Annotated in this window: 13 protein-coding genes and 2 pseudogenes; 10 read left to right on the forward strand and 5 right to left on the reverse strand. The window is 53.0% G+C overall.

Annotated elements, in window-relative coordinates:
* Position 1 precedes the first annotated feature (1 nt).
* Positions 2–2,824: an excinuclease ABC subunit UvrA gene (gene uvrA, locus ABO04_RS10415; protein WP_160810597.1), complete on the reverse strand. Its 2,823-nt coding sequence runs from the start codon at positions 2,822–2,824 to the stop codon at positions 2–4.
* 74 nt (positions 2,825–2,898) lie between these two features.
* Between uvrA and ABO04_RS10420 the strand changes: the two genes are divergently transcribed.
* The 10 genes and pseudogenes from ABO04_RS10420 to ABO04_RS10465 all read left to right on the forward strand — a co-directional run bounded on the left by ABO04_RS10420 (position 2,899) and on the right by ABO04_RS10465 (position 15,946).
* Positions 2,899–4,305, forward strand: a complete 1,407-nt coding sequence (locus tag ABO04_RS10420; protein ID WP_240141523.1) for an MFS transporter — start codon at positions 2,899–2,901, stop codon at positions 4,303–4,305.
* A complete protein-coding gene (locus ABO04_RS10425; protein WP_160810598.1) occupies positions 4,306–4,773 on the forward strand; it encodes a single-stranded DNA-binding protein in 468 nt (155 codons plus the stop codon). It begins immediately after the preceding gene.
* Positions 4,774–5,021: 248 nt separating this feature from the next.
* Positions 5,022–5,207 (forward strand): annotated as a pseudogene (locus ABO04_RS12150) (IS630 family transposase); the annotation flags it as partial.
* A 125-nt stretch (positions 5,208–5,332) separates the two neighbouring features.
* Positions 5,333–6,832, forward strand: a pseudogene (locus ABO04_RS10435) (type I restriction-modification system subunit M); the annotation flags it as partial.
* Positions 6,833–6,838: 6 nt separating this feature from the next.
* On the forward strand, positions 6,839–7,876 hold the full coding sequence (locus ABO04_RS10440; RefSeq protein ID WP_160810600.1) for a PDDEXK nuclease domain-containing protein: 1,038 nt from the start codon (positions 6,839–6,841) through the stop codon (positions 7,874–7,876).
* Positions 7,873–9,045, forward strand: coding sequence for a restriction endonuclease subunit S (locus ABO04_RS10445; protein ID WP_160810601.1), 1,173 nt, complete (start codon positions 7,873–7,875; stop codon positions 9,043–9,045). The genes ABO04_RS10440 and ABO04_RS10445 overlap by 4 nt, the downstream gene beginning before the upstream one ends.
* A gap of 1 nt (position 9,046) precedes the next feature.
* A complete protein-coding gene (locus tag ABO04_RS10450; RefSeq protein ID WP_160810602.1) occupies positions 9,047–10,222 on the forward strand; it encodes an anticodon nuclease in 1,176 nt (391 codons plus the stop codon).
* Positions 10,223–10,273: 51 nt separating this feature from the next.
* Entirely contained in the window at positions 10,274–11,038 is a 765-nt protein-coding gene (locus ABO04_RS10455; protein WP_160810603.1) for a PDDEXK nuclease domain-containing protein, read from the forward strand.
* On the forward strand, positions 11,031–14,129 hold the full coding sequence (locus ABO04_RS10460) for a type I restriction endonuclease subunit R (RefSeq protein ID WP_160810604.1): 3,099 nt from the start codon (positions 11,031–11,033) through the stop codon (positions 14,127–14,129). The genes ABO04_RS10455 and ABO04_RS10460 overlap by 8 nt, the downstream gene beginning before the upstream one ends.
* On the forward strand, positions 14,129–15,946 hold the full coding sequence (locus ABO04_RS10465; protein ID WP_345853489.1) for an ABC transporter ATP-binding protein: 1,818 nt from the start codon (positions 14,129–14,131) through the stop codon (positions 15,944–15,946). The genes ABO04_RS10460 and ABO04_RS10465 overlap by 1 nt, the downstream gene beginning before the upstream one ends.
* 1 nt (position 15,947) lies before the next feature.
* Here the strand turns inward: ABO04_RS10465 and ABO04_RS10470 are convergent, their stop codons facing one another.
* From ABO04_RS10470 to ABO04_RS10485, 4 genes are all read right to left on the reverse strand, one after another.
* Entirely contained in the window at positions 15,948–16,142 is a 195-nt protein-coding gene (locus tag ABO04_RS10470; protein ID WP_240141524.1) for a hypothetical protein, read from the reverse strand.
* A 91-nt stretch (positions 16,143–16,233) separates the two neighbouring features.
* Positions 16,234–16,806 carry a hypothetical protein gene (locus tag ABO04_RS10475; protein WP_160810605.1) on the reverse strand — a complete coding sequence of 191 codons (573 nt, stop codon included), beginning with the start codon at positions 16,804–16,806 and terminating at the stop codon, positions 16,234–16,236.
* 113 nt (positions 16,807–16,919) lie between these two features.
* Complete coding sequence (locus ABO04_RS10480; protein ID WP_205012787.1) at positions 16,920–17,396, reverse strand: hypothetical protein; 477 nt, start codon at positions 17,394–17,396, stop codon at positions 16,920–16,922.
* On the reverse strand, positions 17,393–17,674 hold the full coding sequence (locus ABO04_RS10485) for a hypothetical protein (protein ID WP_160810606.1): 282 nt from the start codon (positions 17,672–17,674) through the stop codon (positions 17,393–17,395). Before ABO04_RS10485 ends, ABO04_RS10480 begins: the two co-directional genes overlap by 4 nt.
* Between the last annotated feature and the right edge of the window lie 206 nt (positions 17,675–17,880).

Here is a 17,880-nt window from a genome sequence, read left to right on the forward strand (position 1 = left end):
ATTATCGGGTGGAAAGTAAAGACTGGAGAAATTGTCCGGTAAAGCTGCCGGGAATCGCTGCCACCGCTTCCGGCGTGCCCTCGGCGATGATTCTGCCGCCCCCGGCACCCCCTTCCGGGCCAAGATCAATGATCCAGTCGGCCGTTTTAATCACATCCAGATTATGCTCGATAATCACTACGGTATTCCCGTTATCACGCAAGCGATGCAGCACTTTGAGCAACAGGTCAATATCCTGGAAATGCAGGCCGGTAGTCGGCTCATCCAGAATATAGAGCGTGCGGCCGGTATCACGTTTGGATAATTCCAGAGACAGTTTAACGCGCTGCGCCTCGCCGCCGGACAGGGTTGTCGCTGACTGACCAAGCGTGATGTAACCCAGCCCCACATCCAGCAAGGTTTGCAGCTTGCGGGCAATCACCGGCACTGCTTCAAAAAACGCATGTGCACTTTCAACCGTCATTTGCAGGATCTCGTGAATGTTTTTGCCCTTGTACTGAACTTCCAGTGTCTCCCGGTTGTAACGCTGTCCACGACAAACATCGCAGGCAACATAGATATCGGGCAAAAAATGCATTTCCACCTTGATGACACCATCCCCCTGACAAGCTTCACACCGCCCGCCCTTGACGTTGAACGAGAATCTGCCCGGCAAATAGCCACGCTCCCTGGCCTGTGGCACACCAGCGAACAATTCCCGCACCGGAGTGAACAGACCGGTGTACGTGGCAGGGTTGGAGCGGGGCGTACGTCCAATTGGGCTTTGGTTGATATCAATCACCTTGTCGAAAAACCCCAGCCCCTCTATTTCCTGATAAGCGGCCGGATCAGCCAGGCTGCCATAGAGATGGCGTGCCACAGCACGGTATAGCGTATCGTTGATCAGCGTGGATTTTCCCGAGCCGGAAACCCCGGTTACGCACACCAGCAACCCGACCGGCAAATTAAGCTGTATCTGCTTGAGATTGTTCCCGGTCGCTCCGCGTATGGTCAGCATCCGCTCCGGATCAGGAGGAGTGCGTGTCACCGGGATCGCGATGGAGCGCTGGCCGGAAAGATACTGCCCGGTCAGCGAGGCAGGATTTGCCTGAATAGCTGCGGGTGATCCTTCTGCAACCACGCGCCCGCCATGTTCACCGGCACCCGGGCCCATGTCGACCACATGATCCGCCAGCAGAATGGCATCCTGATCATGCTCCACCACGATCACGCTGTTGCCGAGATCGCGTAGATGCTTGAGGGTTTCCAGCAAACGTTCGTTATCGCGCTGATGCAGCCCTATGGAAGGTTCATCCAGCACATACATGACACCCGTCAATCCGGAACCGATCTGGCTGGCCAGGCGGATACGCTGTGCCTCCCCGCCGGAAAGTGTATCTGCGGATCGATTGAGCGAAAGATAATCAAGTCCGACATTGTTAAGAAACTGCAAACGACTGGATATTTCCCTGACAATACGCTCTGCAATGGCTTGTTTATAGCCTTCCAGCTTCATTTCATCAAAAAACTGCCGGGCCTGCCGCAGTGGCCAGGCGCTGATTGCAAAAATCGTCTCGCCACCGACCGTAACATGCCGCGCTTCACGACGCAGCCGTGTGCCTTCGCATTCCGGACAGACGCGCGCATTAATAAACTTGGCCAGCTCCTCACGTACGGTTTGCGATTCTGTTTCCCGATAACGGCGTTCCAGACTGGGAATAATGCCCTCAAACGCATGTGTCTGCTGATGTGCTTTGCCTTGTTCATTGAGATAGGTGAATGTAATTTTTTCCTTGCCGGAGCCATACAGCACCGCCTGCTGCGCGGCTTCACCCAATTGTTCGAACGGCACCTCAAGATTGAAGTGGTAATGGGTTGCCACTGCCTGCAACATCTGGAAATAGAACTGATTGCGCCGATCCCAGCTCTTGATGGCGCCCGCAGCCAGCGACAGATATGGAAAAGCCACCACCCGTGCCGGATCGAAAAACGTGATCTGCCCCAGTCCGTCACAGCGGTGACATGCGCCCGCAGGGTTGTTAAAGGAAAACAGGCGGGGTTCGAGTTCGGACAAAGCATAACTGCATAGCGGACAGCTGAATCTGGCTGAAAACAGGTATTCCTTGCCGGTATCCATTTCCACAGCCACTGCCTTGCCTTCGGCATAGTGCAGTGCGGTTTCAAAAGATTCTGCCAGGCGCTGCTTGACCTCCGGAGTGATTTTGAGCCGATCGATCACCACTTCGATCGTATGCTTGCGGTTCTTCTGCAGCTTCGGCAGAGCGTCAATATCATGCACTTCCCCATCCAGCCGGATGCGCACGAATCCCTGGGATCGCAATTGATCAAACAGCTCCAGCTGCTCACCCTTGCGTGCGGTAACTACTGGCGCAAGGATCATCAGCCGGGTCTCTGCCGGCAATGCCAGTACCTGATCCACCATTTGTGAAACACTTTGTGCCGCCAGCGCAATACCATGCTCCGGACAATGCGGCTCCCCCGTCCGGGCAAACAGCAGGCGCAGATAATCATGTATTTCAGTAACGGTTCCAACAGTGGAACGCGGGTTATGCGAAGTGGCCTTCTGCTCAATCGAAATGGCCGGTGACAGCCCTTCAATCAGATCCACATCCGGCTTTTCCATCAACTGCAGAAACTGCCGCGCATACGCGGAAAGGGATTCGACATAGCGCCGCTGGCCTTCTGCATACAGCGTATCGAAAGCCAGAGAAGATTTGCCGGAGCCAGATAATCCCGTGATGACAATCAGCTGGTTACGCGGCAGATCAAGATCTACGTTTTTGAGGTTATGTGTCCGTGCGCCACGGATCCTGATGAATTCCATCTGCTACCTAAGAAAGAGTCAACCTGCTAATATACCCAACTTCCCGCTTTCATCACAATTCAAGATTACGTTTCATGTCCGCAACATCCGCACCCAGAACAGTCACCAAACTTCCTGAAAAAATGTCCCGAGTGGAGTTGCGCGCCTCTATCAGCCTGGCGAGCGTTTACGCACTTCGCATGTTCGGTCTGTTTATTATTCTGCCGGTCTTTACTTTTTTCGCCCAGGAACTGCCGGGTGGGGACAGTTACACGCTGATCGGTATTGCGCTGGGCGCTTATGGATTGACACAGGCGATCCTGCAGATCCCGTTCGGCTGGCTGTCTGACCGTATCGGGCGCAAGCCGGTTATTTATTTCGGCCTGATCCTGTTTGCCGCAGGCAGTTTTGTCGCAGCATCCGCAACCGATATTTACTGGGTGATTTTCGGACGTATTATCCAGGGAGCCGGTGCCATTTCAGCCGCGGTCATGGCGCTGGCAGCCGATCTGACACGGGAAGAACATCGCACCAAGGCAATGGCGATGATCGGGATCAGCATCGGCGGCGTGTTCGCATTGTCACTGATATCCGCTCCCGTACTGAATCAATGGGTCGGCGTCCCGGGTATTTTCGCCATTACCGGCTGTCTGGCCATACTGGCAATGGGAGTCATGTACAAGGTGGTGCCCAATCCGGTCATCAGCCGTTTTCATTCGGATACCGAAGTAACCGCCAACCGCTTTAGTAACGTACTGCGCGACCCGCAACTGCTGCGATTGAATTACGGTATTTTCGCATTGCACGCGGTGCTGATGGCGCTCTGGCTGGTGGTGCCGATATCCTTGCGGGAAACCGGCCTGGTCGCTGCCCAGCACTGGCAGGTTTATCTGCCGGTCATGGTAGGTTCGGTCATACTGATGGTGCCCGCCATTATCCATGCCGAGAAAAAAGCCCGGATGAAACCGGTTTTTATCGCTGCAGTGGCATTATTACTACTGGCACAGGTTTTACTGGTAATCTTCAATGCTTCCTTCTGGGGCCTGGTTTTCGCATTACTGGTCTTTTTCACTGCATTCAATCTGCTGGAAGCCACCTTGCCATCGCTCATCTCGAAAATTGCACCGGTGGGCGCCAAGGGAACAGCCATCGGCGTTTACAGCAGCACCCAGTTTCTGGGTGCATTCGTCGGATCTGCTCTGGGCGGGTATCTGCTCCAGCATTTCGGCTTTTACGCCATGGCGATCATGTGCAGCGGATTGCTGATTATCTGGCTGGTATTGGCCATCACCATGCGGGCACCGGCGGCCGTTCGCTCCAAAATGTACCAGGTTGGAAAAATAAATGCCGATCAAGCTAATGATTTATCACGCGAACTGGCCGCGCTGCCGGGCGTATATGAAGCGTTGGTACTGGCTAACGAACAGGTGGCTTACCTGAAGGTTGATCTGAAGGGTTTTGATGAAGAAAAAGTGATTCAGTTACTGGAAGGAAATATATAAATGGCTTCGTTGAACAAAGTAATGCTGATTGGCAATCTTGGCCGCGATCCGGAAATTCGTTACATGCCCAGTGGTGATGCCATGGCAAATCTGAATATCGCCACCACTGATACCTGGAAAGACAAGGGGGGCGAGAAACAGGAACGCACCGAATGGCACCGGGTGGTTATGTTCGGCAAACTGGCCGAGATTACCGGAGAATATCTGAAAAAAGGTTCGCAGATTTATATCGAAGGTCGTCTGCAAACACGTAAATGGACGGATAAATCCAATGTGGAGCGCTATACCACTGAAATCGTCGCCGACCGCATGCAAATGCTGGGGGGACGCTCAGGTGGTAGTGGCGGCGGTAACTATGGTCCTTCCGCCGACCAGGGAAGCGAATACGCCAGTAACGCACCTGCCGCGGCTGGCACCACGGGCAGCGGCACCGGTTTTGACGGTATGGAAGACGATATTCCATTCTAGAATATACCTTTAAATCCCCAATAAACGTTGTTTTTACTGGGGATTTTTGCTGTTTACTATTTGGGATATGCACCTGTAATTTCTACGATCGTATCCCTGTATAAATCGTAAACAATGTCTTCAGGCTACCGCGTCAAAACTGTTGTTCTTTCCTTGGGTGAACGGCTCCCTGTATTCATTGATGGCGATACGAGAGTTCCTGACTCTGAAATCACGCTCTTCGTCCTGACACAGCTCAGAACCAGAAACCGCTCTACTCGCCGCACCTGAATCCGGACGAAACGGTCCGGGTGCTGTAAAGCACGAGGTTTCGCACCAACCGGGAGAGCAAGAACGAGATGAAACGCTGCACCCCCGGTGTGCTGCGCAGCATCCAGAAACGCCCCGAGCTTGTGAAATCATTCTCCCGACAGCCAGAGTGCTTCTATATCCTGGGGATGACTTTACTGATTGAAAAGTTAGTAACTGATCTGTTCCGCGTTACCGACCCCTATTTACCATTTAAAAAATAATTCACCATGACCAGCACCCAGCAACGTGCCGAACTGCAACGCCGAATCTGGCAAATCGCCAACGATGTTCGTGGTGCCGTCGATGGCTGGGATTTCAAGCAATACGTGCTCGGCACCCTGTTCTATCGCTTTATCAGCGAAAATTTTGCGGTATACATTGAAGGCGGTGACGACAGCATCCACTATGCAAAGCTGCCCGATGACGTCATCACCCCGGAAATCAAGGACGACGCCATCAAGTCCAAGGGCTATTTCATCTACCCCAGCCAGCTGTTCGCCAATATTGCCAAAGGCGCGAATAACAACGACAGCCTGAATACCGACCTGGCTACCATCTTTGCCGCTATTGAGGCATCTGCTAACGGTTACCTCTCCGAGCAGGACATCAAAGGCCTGTTTGCTGACTTCGACACCACCAGCAACCGCTTGGGCAATACCGTCAAAGACAAGAATGCGCGTCTGGCCGCCGTGCTCAAGGGGGTGGCCGAACTTGACTTTGGCGGCTTCGACACCAGTCGCATTGATCTGTTCGGCGATGCCTACGAATTCCTGATCTCCAACTACGCGGCTAACGCCGGCAAGTCCGGCGGCGAGTTCTTCACCCCGCAGCATGTCTCCAAGCTGATCGCCCAGCTCGCCATGCACCAGCAAACCAGCGTCAACAAGATCTACGACCCGGCCTGCGGTTCAGGTTCGCTGCTGTTGCAAGCCAAAAGCAGTTCGACGCGCACATCATCGAAGAGGGCTTCTTCGGGCAGGAAATCAACCACACCACCTACAACCTGGCGCGGATGAACATGTTCCTGCACAACATCAACTACGACAAGTTCAACATCCAGCTTGGCAACACTCTGATCAATCCGCACTTTGGCGATGAAAAACCGTTTGATGCCATCGTCTCTAACCCACCCTATTCAGTGAAGTGGATCGGCAGCGACGACCCCACCTTGATCAACGACGACCGCTTTGCCCCGGCCGGCGTGCTCGCCCCCAAATCCAAGGCCGACTTTGCCTTTGTGCTGCACGCGCTCAGCTACCTCTCCAGCAAGGGCCGCGCCGCTATCGTCTGCTTCCCCGGCATCTTCTACCGGGGTGGCGCCGAGCAGAAAATCCGCCAATATCTGGTGGACAACAGCTACGTCGAAACCGTGATTGCGCTTGCGCCCAACCTGTTCTACGGCACCACCATTGCCGTGAACATTCTGGTGCTGTCCAAACACAAAACCGACACCACCACCCAGTTCATCGACGCCAGTGCGCTGTTCAAGAAGGAAACCAATAACAACGTGCTGCTGGATTCCCACATCGAGCAAATCATGGCGGTGTTCGACAGCAAGGCCAATGTCGAGTACTTTGCCCAGTCCGTGCCCCTGGAGCAGGTAGCCGCCAACGACTACAACCTGTCGGTCAGCAGCTATGTGGAAGCCGAAGATACCCGTGAAGTGGTCGATATTGTCCAGCTCAATGCCGAGCTGAAAACCACCGTCGCCAGGATCGACCAGCTACGCAAAGAGATTGATGCCATCATCACCGAGATTGGAGAGGCTTGATCCATGGGCAACAAACTCAGCAGTCAGCAAGGTTTTTTTGAAGACATTGCCAAAATACTGCACTCAGGGCGCAGCCAGGCTTACCAGGCCGTTAATTCGGCAATGATCAACACCTATTGGCAGTTAGGCCAGCGGATTGTAGAGGAGGAGCAGCGGGGCGAGGTTCGCGCCGAATACGGCAAAGCATTGATCAGTAATTTGTCACGCTATCTGGGGGATAATTTTGGCAAGGGGTTTTCCGCTGCAAACCTATGGAATTTCCGGCAGTTTTATGTGACCTTCCCCAGCCTTGAGGAATTCTCTACGCACTGTGTAGGGAATCTTTCCTGGTCACATGTACGCCTGATCATGCGGCTGGAAAGCGCTGCCGAGCGCAATTACTACCTGCAAGAAGCCAGCAGCCAGAACTGGAGCACACGCCTTTTGGAGCGCCATATCAAAAGTGGCTACTACCGCCGTGTTCTGGCGCACCAGGGCCCACTGAATGGTGTGTTGCCCGGCAGCAGCGTAGCCCCCTTCATCAAAGACCCCTATGTGCTGGAGTTTCTGGGTTTGCCCGAGGATTTAACCGGCAAAGAAAGCCAGCTGGAACAAAGCCTGATCAACCATCTGCAAACATTCCTGCTGGAGCTGGGCAAGGGGTTTTCCTTCGTGGCCCGACAAATGCGCATCAGCACCGAAACCTCACATTTTTATGTGGACCTGGTGTTCTACAACTACCTGCTCAAATGTTTTGTGGTGGTTGACCTTAAAGCCGAAAAACTGACCCATCAGGATATCGGCCAAATGGACATGTATGTGCGCATGTTTGACGACCTCAAGCGTGGCGAGGACGACAACCCCACCCTGGGCATCATTCTGTGTGCTGATAAAGACGAAACCCTGGTGCATTACTCGGTAGTGAGCGAAAGCCAGCAATTGTTCGCTTCGAAATACCAGACCTTGCTGCCTACCGAAGAAGAGCTGGCCGCCATGCTGGAACAGGAGACCGCAAAACGGCTTGATGATAGGCAGGCTGATCCGGCAGGAGATAAGGCATGAACGGCACGAGTTTTTTGGAAAAGCTGCTGGATGGCGTTGGGGTCGAGTGGAAGGCACTCGACACGGTGATTAAAACTGTAACGGCACCCTCAAAGCTCAAAAGCCAAGCCTATCGCGCAACAGGGAAACTTCCAATTGTTGATCAGGGCATCGAATTCATCGCCGGCTACACTGACGAGAATATAACTCCCGTTGAAGCTGGAGAATACGTGATTTTTGGCGATCATTCGGAGCATATAAAATACGTAGACTTTCCCTTTATTCAAGGCGCTGATGGGCTAAAAATTCTTAAACCTATCTCGGCTAACGCAAAGTATATCTACTATGCTTTCCTGAACTTTTATACGAAGGAGATGAGTTACAAAAGACATTGGTCAGCTGCGAAGCAGACATTAATCCCCATCCCCTGCCCAGACAACCCGAAAAAATCCCTTGAAATCCAGGCCGAAATCGTCCGCATTCTGGACGCCTTCACCGAGCTGACCGCCCGCAAAAAACAATACAACTACTATCGCGACCAGTTGTTGAGTTTTGAAGAGGGGGAGGTGGAGTGGAAGACGTTGGGGGACGTAACAAAGAAATGGTACTCGGGTGGAACGCCAACAGCTGGCGAACCAGAATATTATGAGGGCGGCGATATTCCTTGGCTAAGAACCCAAGAAGTGAAGTTTTCCGATATCGAGTCCACAGAAGTAAAAATAACTCAGGCTGCCGTAAAGAATTCGGCGGCAAAGTGGATTCCAGCGAATTGCGTAATTATTGCGATATCGGGGGCGACAGCAGGCAGGTCTGCAATCAACAAGATACCGCTAACAACGAATCAGCACTGTGGTTGTTTGGAGATTGACAGCGCCAAGGCGTTATATCGCTATGTTTTTCATTGGGTGAGTTTTAATTATGAAAACATTAAGGCACTAGGACAGGGGGCCAGAGGCGACCTAAATTCAAGCATCATCAAGGGCTTTAAACTTCCCATTCCGTACGCTGACGATCCTGAAAAATCACTTGAAGAACAAGCACGCATCGTCGCCATCCTCGACAAATTCGATACCTTAGCCAACTCCATCAGCGAAGGCTTGCCCCGAGAAATCGAGCTGCGCCAGAAGCAATACGCCTATTTCCGAGATTTGCTGTTGAGCTTCCCCAAGACGGAAGAAGTAGAGGCCTGATATGGGCAAGACGCTAAATGAAATTGCCGAAGAGCTGAGAAACATTCCGAAGAAGATTCAGCTGATCTACGCCTTCAACGGTACAGGCAAGACGCGCCTGTCGCGTGAGTTCAAGCGGATTATTGCCCGGAACGCTAACGGCGCTGAAGACGGTGATGAGGCGGATCAACCAGGGTTGTCGCGCAATAGAATCCTCTATTACAACGCCTTTACCGAAGACCTGTTCTACTGGGACAACGACTTGGCCGGTGACGCCGAGCCCAAGCTGAAGATCCAACCCAATACCTTCACGGATTGGGTATTGATGGATCAGGGGCAAGACCAGAACATCATCGCCACCTTTCAGCGTTACACCAACGACAAACTCACGCCACGGTTCAATGCAGAGCGAAAAGACCGAGACAAGGATGGTAACGAGGTAACTATCAAGGCGTTCTCGGAAGTTACGTTCTCGATGGAGCGTGGCGATTCGACGCACTCGGGGAATCTGAAAATCTCCAAGGGCGAAGAAAGTAATTTTATCTGGAGTATTTTCTACACGCTGCTTGAACAGGTTATTGGCGTGCTCAATGTCGCTGAGCCGGCTGATCGCGAGACCGACCAGTTCGATCGGCTGGAATATGTGTTTATTGATGATCCGGTCAGCTCTCTGGATGAGAACCACCTGATTCAGTTGGCGGTGAATCTGGGGCAGTTGATCAATTCGAGTGAGTCGGGCGTCAAATTCATCGTATCTACGCACAGCGCGCTATTTTACAACGTGCTTTACAATGAGGTGAGTGCCAGGAACGGCTATATTCTCAGTTGCTTGGATGATGGCACATTTGTGCATGAGGAAAAGAAGGGTGACTCAAACAAGAGCTTTTCTTACCATCTGCACATTAAATCGCTTATCGAACAAGCGGTCGCGACCAACAGCGTGCAGCGCTACCATTTTGCGCTACTGCGTAATCTGTATGAAAAGACCGCCAACTTTCTGGGCTATCAAAGATGGTCTGAGCTGTTGCCGGAAGATAAAAAGGCTTATTCCGCTCGGGTGATGAATTTCTATCCGCACAACACTTTGTCCAACGAAGAAATTGCAGAGCCGACACCGCCCGAAAAAGAGATGGTTGGTCTACTGCTTAGAAACCTGAACACCTATGGCTACTGGCAACAGGAGCAAGAAAATGATTGATGAGCATATTATTTTGGCTGGCAGCGGTTTTCCCTCTTGAGCATCTAAGGCATGACCAACATCACCCACCACACCGACTACCGCGAGGCGCTGGCAACCATCAAACAGCGGATTCAGGCATCGCGAACCCGTGCCATACTCGCTGTGAATACTGAGCTGCTGAACCTGTACTGGGACATTGGTCGCCAATTGGACGCCTGGCAGCGTGAACGTGCTTGGGGTTCGGCTGTGGTGGAGCAGATGGCGCGGGACTTGCAGAACACCTACCCCGGCATGAAAGGCTTTTCGCGTACCAGCCTGTTCGCCATGCGGCAGTTCTATGCCTTCTTCAGCCCGCAGTTTGAAGTTGTCCCACAAGCTGTGGGACAAATGCCCTGGGGACATGTGCGCGCCTTGTTGACCAAGGTGAAGTCGGTGGATTTGGTACTTTTTTACGCGCAAGCTCGCATTGAGCACGGCTGGAGCCGCACGGTGCTGGAGTGGCAGATTGAGCAGCGTTTTCACGAGCGTGCGGGCAAAGCGGTGAGCAATTTTTCTCAGACGCTGCCTGCGCCGCAGTCCGAGCTGGTACAGAAAAGTCTGAAAGACCCGTATGTGTTCGATTTTCTGACCCTCGCACCACAGGCAGTAGAACGCGATATCGAAAATCAACTGATCGCGCAGATCACCCGGTTTCTGCTGGAGCTGGGCAAGGGCTTTGCGTTTCTCGGGCGGCAATATCCGTTGGCGGTACAGTCCCAGTTGCCGACCGTACAAGAGATTGAGAGCGAGCTGGCCGCGCTGATTCGTGACGATGAGGATAAGCCAAATGACTGACTACAAAACCATTGCCGAATCGAACAGCTTCATTATCCTGGATAAGTACGTCAAGAAATGGCAGGCGAACGAAAGCTATCAAAGCGAATATGACCTGGAGCGGGAGTTCATTCAGGATTTGCAAAATCAGGGTTATGAATACCTGCCCGGCCTGAATACGCCCGAAGCCTTGCTGACCAATGTGCGCGTGCAACTGCAAACGCTCAATAACGTACAGTTTGCCGATGGCGAATGGTTGCGTTTCGTGGACGTTTTTCTGGACAAGCCCAGCGATGGCATTGTCGAGAAAACCTGCAAGATTCATAACGATTACATTCACGACTTTGTGTTTGACGATGGCCGTCTCCAGAACATCACCCTGCTGGATAAAAAGAACATCGCCCGCAACAAGGTGCAGGTGATCAAACAGTTCGAGCAGACAGGCAGCCACGCCAGCCGCTACGACGTGACCATTCTGGTCAATGGTTTGCCACTGGTGCAGGTGGAACTGAAAAAACGCGGCGTGGCGATTCGCGAAGCCTTCAATCAGGTGCACCGCTACAGCAAGGAGAGCTTTAACAGCACACAGTCCCTGTTCAAGTATTTGCAGCTGTTTGTGATCTCCAACGGCACCGACAGCCGCTACTTCGCCAACACCACCCAGCGCAACAAGCACAGCTTCGACTTCACCATGCACTGGGCGAAGGCGGACAACAGCCTGATCAAGGATCTGAAGGATTTTACCGCCACTTTTTTCCAGAAGCACACCCTGCTCAATGTGCTGCTGCACTATTCGGTGTTTGATGACAGCAACACGCTGCTGGTGATGCGCCCGTACCAGATTGCCGCCACGGAGCGCATTCTGTGGAAGATCAAGAGCAGCCATCAGGCCAGGAACTGGAGCAACACCGAAAGCGGTGGCTTCATCTGGCACACCACCGGCAGCGGCAAGACGCTGACCAGTTTCAAGGCGGCGCGGCTCGCCACCGAATTGGATTTCATCGACAAGGTGTTTTTCGTGGTGGACCGCAAGGATCTGGACTACCAGACCATGAAGGAATACCAGCGCTTTTCACCGGACAGTGTGAACGGCTCGGACAGCACCGCGGGCCTGAAGCGCAATCTGGACAAGGACGACAACAAGATCGTCGTCACCACCATCCAGAAGCTCAACAACCTGATGAAGAGCGAGGCGGACTTGTCCATCTACGGCAAGCAGGTGGTGTTCATTTTTGATGAGTGCCACCGCAGCCAGTTTGGCGAAGCACAGAAGAATCTGAAGAAGAAATTCAAAAAGTTCTATCAGTTTGGCTTCACTGGTACGCCGATCTTCCCGGAGAACGCCTTGGGCGCCGAAACCACCGCCAGCGTGTTTGGTCGTGAACTGCATTCGTATGTGATTACCGATGCCATTCGCGATGAAAAGGTACTGAAGTTCAAGGTGGACTACAACGACGTGCACCCGCAGTTCAAAGCGATCGAAACCGAGCAGGATGAGAAGAAGCTGAGCGCGGCGGAGAACAGGCAAGCCCTGCTGCACCCGGATCGCATCCGCGAGATCACCCAATACATCCTGAACAACTACCGGCAGAAAACTCACCGCCTGCATACGGGCAACAAGGGTTTCAATGCCATGTTCGCGGTCAGCAGCGTGGATGCCGCCAAGCTGTACTATGAATGCTTCAAGACCTTGCAGAAAGACAGCGACAAACCACTAAGGGTAGCCACCATCTTCTCGTTTGCCGCCAACGAGGAACAGGATGCGATTGGCGACATCCAGGATGAGAGTTTTGATATATCGGCCATGAACAGCAGCGCCAAAGAGTTTTTGGGCGCGGCCATTGCGGATTACAACGCGTTGTTCAAAACCAACTTCAGCGTGGACAGCAAGGGCTTCCAGAACTACTACCGCGATCTGGCCAAGCAGGTCAAAGCCAGGGAAATCGACTTGTTGATCATGGTAGGCATGTTCCTGACCGGCTTTGATGCCCCCACGCTGAACACTTTATTCGTGGACAAGAACCTGCGTTACCATGGGTTGATGCAGGCCTATTCGCGCACCAACCGCATTTTTAACGCCACAAAAGCCTTTGGCAACATCGTCACCTTCCGCGACCTGGAGCAGGCGACCATTGATGCCATCACCTTGTTCGGTGACAAGAACACCAGGAACGTGGTGCTGGAGAAAAGCTACACCGAGTACATGGCGGGTTTTACCGATGTGGTGACTGGTGAGGCGCGGCGTGGCTTCATGGATGTGGTGCAGGAACTGGAAGCACGCTTCCCTGACCCAGCAGCCATCGAGAAGGAGGCCGACAAGAAGGCTTTCGCCAAGCTGTTTGGCGAGTATTTACGCGTCGAAAACGTGCTGCAAAACTATGATGAGTTCACCAGCCTGAAGGCGCTGCAAAGCGTCGATATGACCGACCCGGTGGCGGTTGAAGTGTTCAAGGCCAAACACTATCTGAGCAACGATGATCTGACCGCGTTGCAAGCCATCACGTTGCCGGCCGAGCGCAAGATTCAGGATTACCGTTCGACCTATAACGATGTGCGCGACTGGCTGCGCCGTGAGAAGGCGGGGGCCGAGAAAGAGAAATCCACCATCGACTGGGATGACGTGGTGTTTGAGGTGGACTTGCTCAAGTCGCAGGAAATCAATCTGGATTACATCCTGGAACTGATCTTCGAGCACAACAAGAAGACCAAAAGCAAATCGGATCTGGTGGATGAGGTGCGGCGCGTGATTCGCGCCAGTCTGGGCAATCGCGCGAAAGAGAGTCTGGTGGTGGACTTTATCAATCAGACCGATCTGGACACGATTGGCGACAAGGCCAGCGTGATCGACGCCTTCTTCAGCTTTGCCCAGGCAGAACAACTGCGTGAAGCGCAGGAGCTGGTTACCACCGAGAACCTCAACGCAGAGGCCGCCAGGCGATACATCACCACCTCACTCAAGCGGGAGTTTGCCAGCGACAGCGGCACTGAGCTCAATGCCGTGCTGCCCAGAATGAGCCCGTTGAACCCGCAATACCCGACCAAAAAGCAAAGCGTTTTTCAGAAAATTGCCGCTTTTGTTGAGAAGTTTAAGGGCGTGGGAGGGCACGTCTAGTGAGGTCAGGCCAGGATTTCTCCAAAACGCCGCACACACCGATGCTGCCGGATGAGCCGATTCCTTTTTTATTGCATTTTTTCCGGCACTATTACGGCTGGTGTGTGCTGGTTATCCTCCTGGAAATTGGCGCCACTGCCAGCGGTATTCTGACGCCATATGCAATCGGCCAGATCGTGGGCGGCGTTTCGGACGCACTGGGAGACCGTGAACAGATTTTCCAGGCGGTTGCTTTCCCGCTTGGGCTCTACATTCTGCTCAACCTCGGCGAAGTGATATTCAGCCGGGCCGGAACAGCCTGCCGCATCATTGTTGCACCCCGTTTACGCGCGCAGGTGACAAATGAGCTGTACGGCTATCTGCAGCAGCATTCACATCGTTTTCTCAGTAACAATTTTGCCGGCGCGCTCGCCAGCCGTATCTCGGAGACCTCAACCGCCGTCAATATGACATTGTGGACTCTGGTGCTGGATTTTCTGCCGATTGCCGTGGCGTTATCTGTTTCAGTTGTGATGTTGTGGCAGGCCAGCGTGCCATTGTCATTGTTCACCCTGATCTGGGCACTGTTGTTCCTGAGCCTTTCCTACTTTCTGGCACGACGCTGCCGGCCTCTGGCACATAAAGCGGCTGAAGCGCGCAGTGTGACTGTCGGTAAAATCGTAGATGCTGTCACCAACCTTGCCAGCGTGCGTCTGTTCGCCCGACTCGGTTTCGAGCGCGATTATCTGAAAGATTACCTGGGGAATGAAATTGCCGCTTCCCGGCGCTGGCTGTGGTCAAATGAAAAAGTGCTCTGGCTGCAGTTTACGCTGGCGATGCTGCTCAAGATCGGCACGCTGCTGTTTGCGTTATGGTTGTGGCAGCATAACCAGATCACGGTCGCCGATTTCGTGATGAGCGTCAGCCTTTCACTGCTGATCATCGGCGAGGTGCGCAACATCAGTCGCCGCTTCATCGAACTGTTCGAGTATATCGGTAACATTACCAATGGCGTCTATACCATTGTACGCAAACACGAAATTGTTGATCAGCCCGGCGCAAAACCGTTACAGATAACCGCAGGCTGTATCGAACTGCGTGGGGTTCATTTTGGTTATTCTCCCGATGCTCCCGTGTTTGAAGATCTCAATCTGCGCATTGAAGGTGGGCAGCGCGTCGGGCTGGTCGGCTACTCCGGCTCGGGCAAATCGACCTTGCTCAACCTGATTCTGCGATTGTACGATCCCCAGCAAGGCAGCGTCCTGATCGACGGCCAGGACATCCGGAAAGTCACCCAGCAATCCCTGCATCAGCTGATCAGCCTGATTCCGCAGGATCCGGGGCTGTTTCATCGCACGCTACTGGAAAACATTCGCTACGGCCGCCCGGATGCCACTCGGGAAGAAATCGAACTGGCTGCACGCAGTGCGGATGCACATGAATTCATCGAACGCATGCCCAATCAGTACGAATCGCTGGTGGGCGAACGCGGCGTGAAACTTTCTGGTGGCCAGCGGCAGCGGATCTCCATTGCCCGGGTCATCGTGAAAAATGCCCCGATCTTGATCATGGACGAAGCCACTTCCAGCCTCGATTCAGTTACCGAACAAGCTATTCAGGACAGCCTGGCTACGCTTATGCAGAACAAAACCGTGATCGTGGTCGCCCACCGCCTTTCCACCATCGCACATCTGGATCGCATCCTGGTATTCAGCCGGGGTCGCATCATCGAAGATGGCAGCCACGCGCAACTACTGGCCGCCAACGGTGCCTACACCCAACTCTGGAGCCGGCAGGCAGGTGGGTTTCTGGTCGAAGAAATGGAACAGGACGACTGATTCAATCAAGGTGGCATCTATTACTGCCCCGGGCCCCCTTGACCATCAATCCGTGCGATTGAATCTGTTCATTGATCGCTGCCAGCAGACCCTCCAGTTTGTTGTTAGCGACCAGCCGGTTACGGAAGCGGCACAGAGTCGTTTCATCTGGAACGACTTGTTCAGCGATCTCTTTGGCGAGGATCTGCTCGTCCATTGCGCTTAGCTCTCCGATTTAGTCGCCCAACGTGGAGTTGAGCTGCCTGCGCGGCTTTTCGCACAGGTCAGCTCGAACGCGGGGTTATCCCTCATGTTCCCGCAACCTCTTCGGAAACATGCGCGAGCATCTTTATGGCCTCTCGAAGTTCATCAAAGCTGACTGCGTGCTCTCGGGTATGCATTGCCTGATCACTTAGCCAGACCGGGTGGGTGTCGCCTTGCGGAAGAGCTTCTGGATCAAAGTGACGAGAAACGTTGTAGACCCAGTTCATGCGCTCGTAGACGCTCCCGTCTCCATTCTTGAAAAGATTTTCACCTAACGACTTTCGAACGAACTCCAGTCCTTGCCAGACGGAGCTAATGCAGCTTTCCAGATGGCGAAGTACGCTGAAGAAGGTGCCAATACTCCGCAAATCGTCTTGGGCAGCAGCGCTGGCGAGTTCCCATTCCTGCAACGACGCGTGTGTTCGACGAATTATTGCAAACGCCAGCGCAGCTTTCTCATCTGACACATGCGCTTGGAAAATTCTCCGAAGGACAAACTGCTCAAGCCACTTGTCTGCGTTCGGGAATTCTTCAGCCAACGACTGGATCGAGAGCTGTGTCAGCTTCGACATATCTTGCGCGACAAACTTGTCCAAAGCGTAGTTGCTAATGCTCATGGTGACCTATAAGGGATAACGTGGAAGTGAGGGGCAGCCGGAGCGCGTAGCGCGGAGGGCACCAACAAACGCAGCTTGTTGGCTGTCCCGCTCGACTGCCGGGTTATGCCGTTTTATAGAGTGGGGTAGACCGTCTTTTCATTGTGTTGACTGAACTCGTCAGACCAAATCAATTTGATCGCGTGCTTGCTTTTCGTGTCCATATGGACTGCAGCAATAAGCTCGACCGACTGATGTGTATCCAGCGCCTCAAGAGGGAATTTTTCAGATACATCAGACTGGACAATGCAGTCGTTTCCTTCTGGAAATTCGATTGATACATTTCGGGCCGTGGTTTTTCCTTTGTTCCATATCTTTAGCCTGTACTTACTGCTACCGAGCTTTATGAAATTTGCGCCAAGGTCGGCTTTCTTGTCGGAGATTGATTCGGATTCTTCTCTCTCAAGCAGGCGTTGATTTAATTTTTCTTGGCTTTCGATAAGTGACTTCTGTCTGTCATTGAACTGCACTGTCTTCCATGCTGCATATGCGGAAATTAACAGCGCTAATCCGGCGATGACGTCACTGGCTGAAATTGATAGTGGCATCATTTGATCTTGATGAATTTGCTGCCTTTGAACACGGATGCAAGTTGTTTCTTGAGTTCATTCGCGACGTCTTCAGTCATTTCCTTTTTGATTTCATTCACATGCTCATTAATGTTCTCGCTGTTTTCTCGGATTAGCTCATCGCGCGTAATTTCTCTACTGCACGATGCACATTTCTGAAGTTCCGACTCGATGTTGTCTGGCGATACGGGCGAAAATTGCGTGCCTCCGCACGTAGGGCACAGAAGGGTTACTGAGCGATTGTATTTCTCTGCATCCATGGCGAACTCCATTAGTGAGTGGCACCTAACGCCAGAGGTAAGCGGACGTAAAGACCGCGCAGCGGGATTTGCGTCCGCTTGACCGGGATGTTAGGCGCCAATGCTACCCGAAGAAGCATGCGTGTTTGTCCTCGCCTACAAGTGCCAAGAACTTCTCGATGCTACCGACCTGCGGAGTCGGCTCATAGCTGTGCCACTTTAGATCA

The sequence above is a fragment of the Nitrosomonas sp. HPC101 genome, from assembly GCF_009833125.1.
Taxonomy (GTDB): Bacteria; Pseudomonadota; Gammaproteobacteria; order Burkholderiales; family Nitrosomonadaceae; genus Nitrosomonas.

What these genes read in the sequence shown, in the direction of transcription:
- uvrA (WP_160810597.1), bottom strand. Translation starts at nt 2,824, where the DNA reads ATGGAATTCATCAGGATCCGTGGCGCACGGACACATAACCTCAAAAAC.
- ABO04_RS10460 (WP_160810604.1), top strand. Translation starts at nt 11,031, where the DNA reads ATGACTGACTACAAAACCATTGCCGAATCGAACAGCTTCATTATCCTG.
- ABO04_RS10450 (WP_160810602.1), top strand. Translation starts at nt 9,047, where the DNA reads ATGGGCAAGACGCTAAATGAAATTGCCGAAGAGCTGAGAAACATTCCG.
- ABO04_RS10480 (WP_205012787.1), bottom strand. Translation starts at nt 17,396, where the DNA reads ATGATGCCACTATCAATTTCAGCCAGTGACGTCATCGCCGGATTAGCG.
- ABO04_RS10485 (WP_160810606.1), bottom strand. Translation starts at nt 17,674, where the DNA reads ATGGATGCAGAGAAATACAATCGCTCAGTAACCCTTCTGTGCCCTACG.
- ABO04_RS10475 (WP_160810605.1), bottom strand. Translation starts at nt 16,806, where the DNA reads ATGAGCATTAGCAACTACGCTTTGGACAAGTTTGTCGCGCAAGATATG.
- ABO04_RS10425 (WP_160810598.1), top strand. Translation starts at nt 4,306, where the DNA reads ATGGCTTCGTTGAACAAAGTAATGCTGATTGGCAATCTTGGCCGCGAT.
- ABO04_RS10455 (WP_160810603.1), top strand. Translation starts at nt 10,274, where the DNA reads ATGACCAACATCACCCACCACACCGACTACCGCGAGGCGCTGGCAACC.
- ABO04_RS10440 (WP_160810600.1), top strand. Translation starts at nt 6,839, where the DNA reads ATGGGCAACAAACTCAGCAGTCAGCAAGGTTTTTTTGAAGACATTGCC.
- ABO04_RS10445 (WP_160810601.1), top strand. Translation starts at nt 7,873, where the DNA reads ATGAACGGCACGAGTTTTTTGGAAAAGCTGCTGGATGGCGTTGGGGTC.
- ABO04_RS10420 (WP_240141523.1), top strand. Translation starts at nt 2,899, where the DNA reads ATGTCCGCAACATCCGCACCCAGAACAGTCACCAAACTTCCTGAAAAA.
- ABO04_RS10470 (WP_240141524.1), bottom strand. Translation starts at nt 16,142, where the DNA reads ATGGACGAGCAGATCCTCGCCAAAGAGATCGCTGAACAAGTCGTTCCA.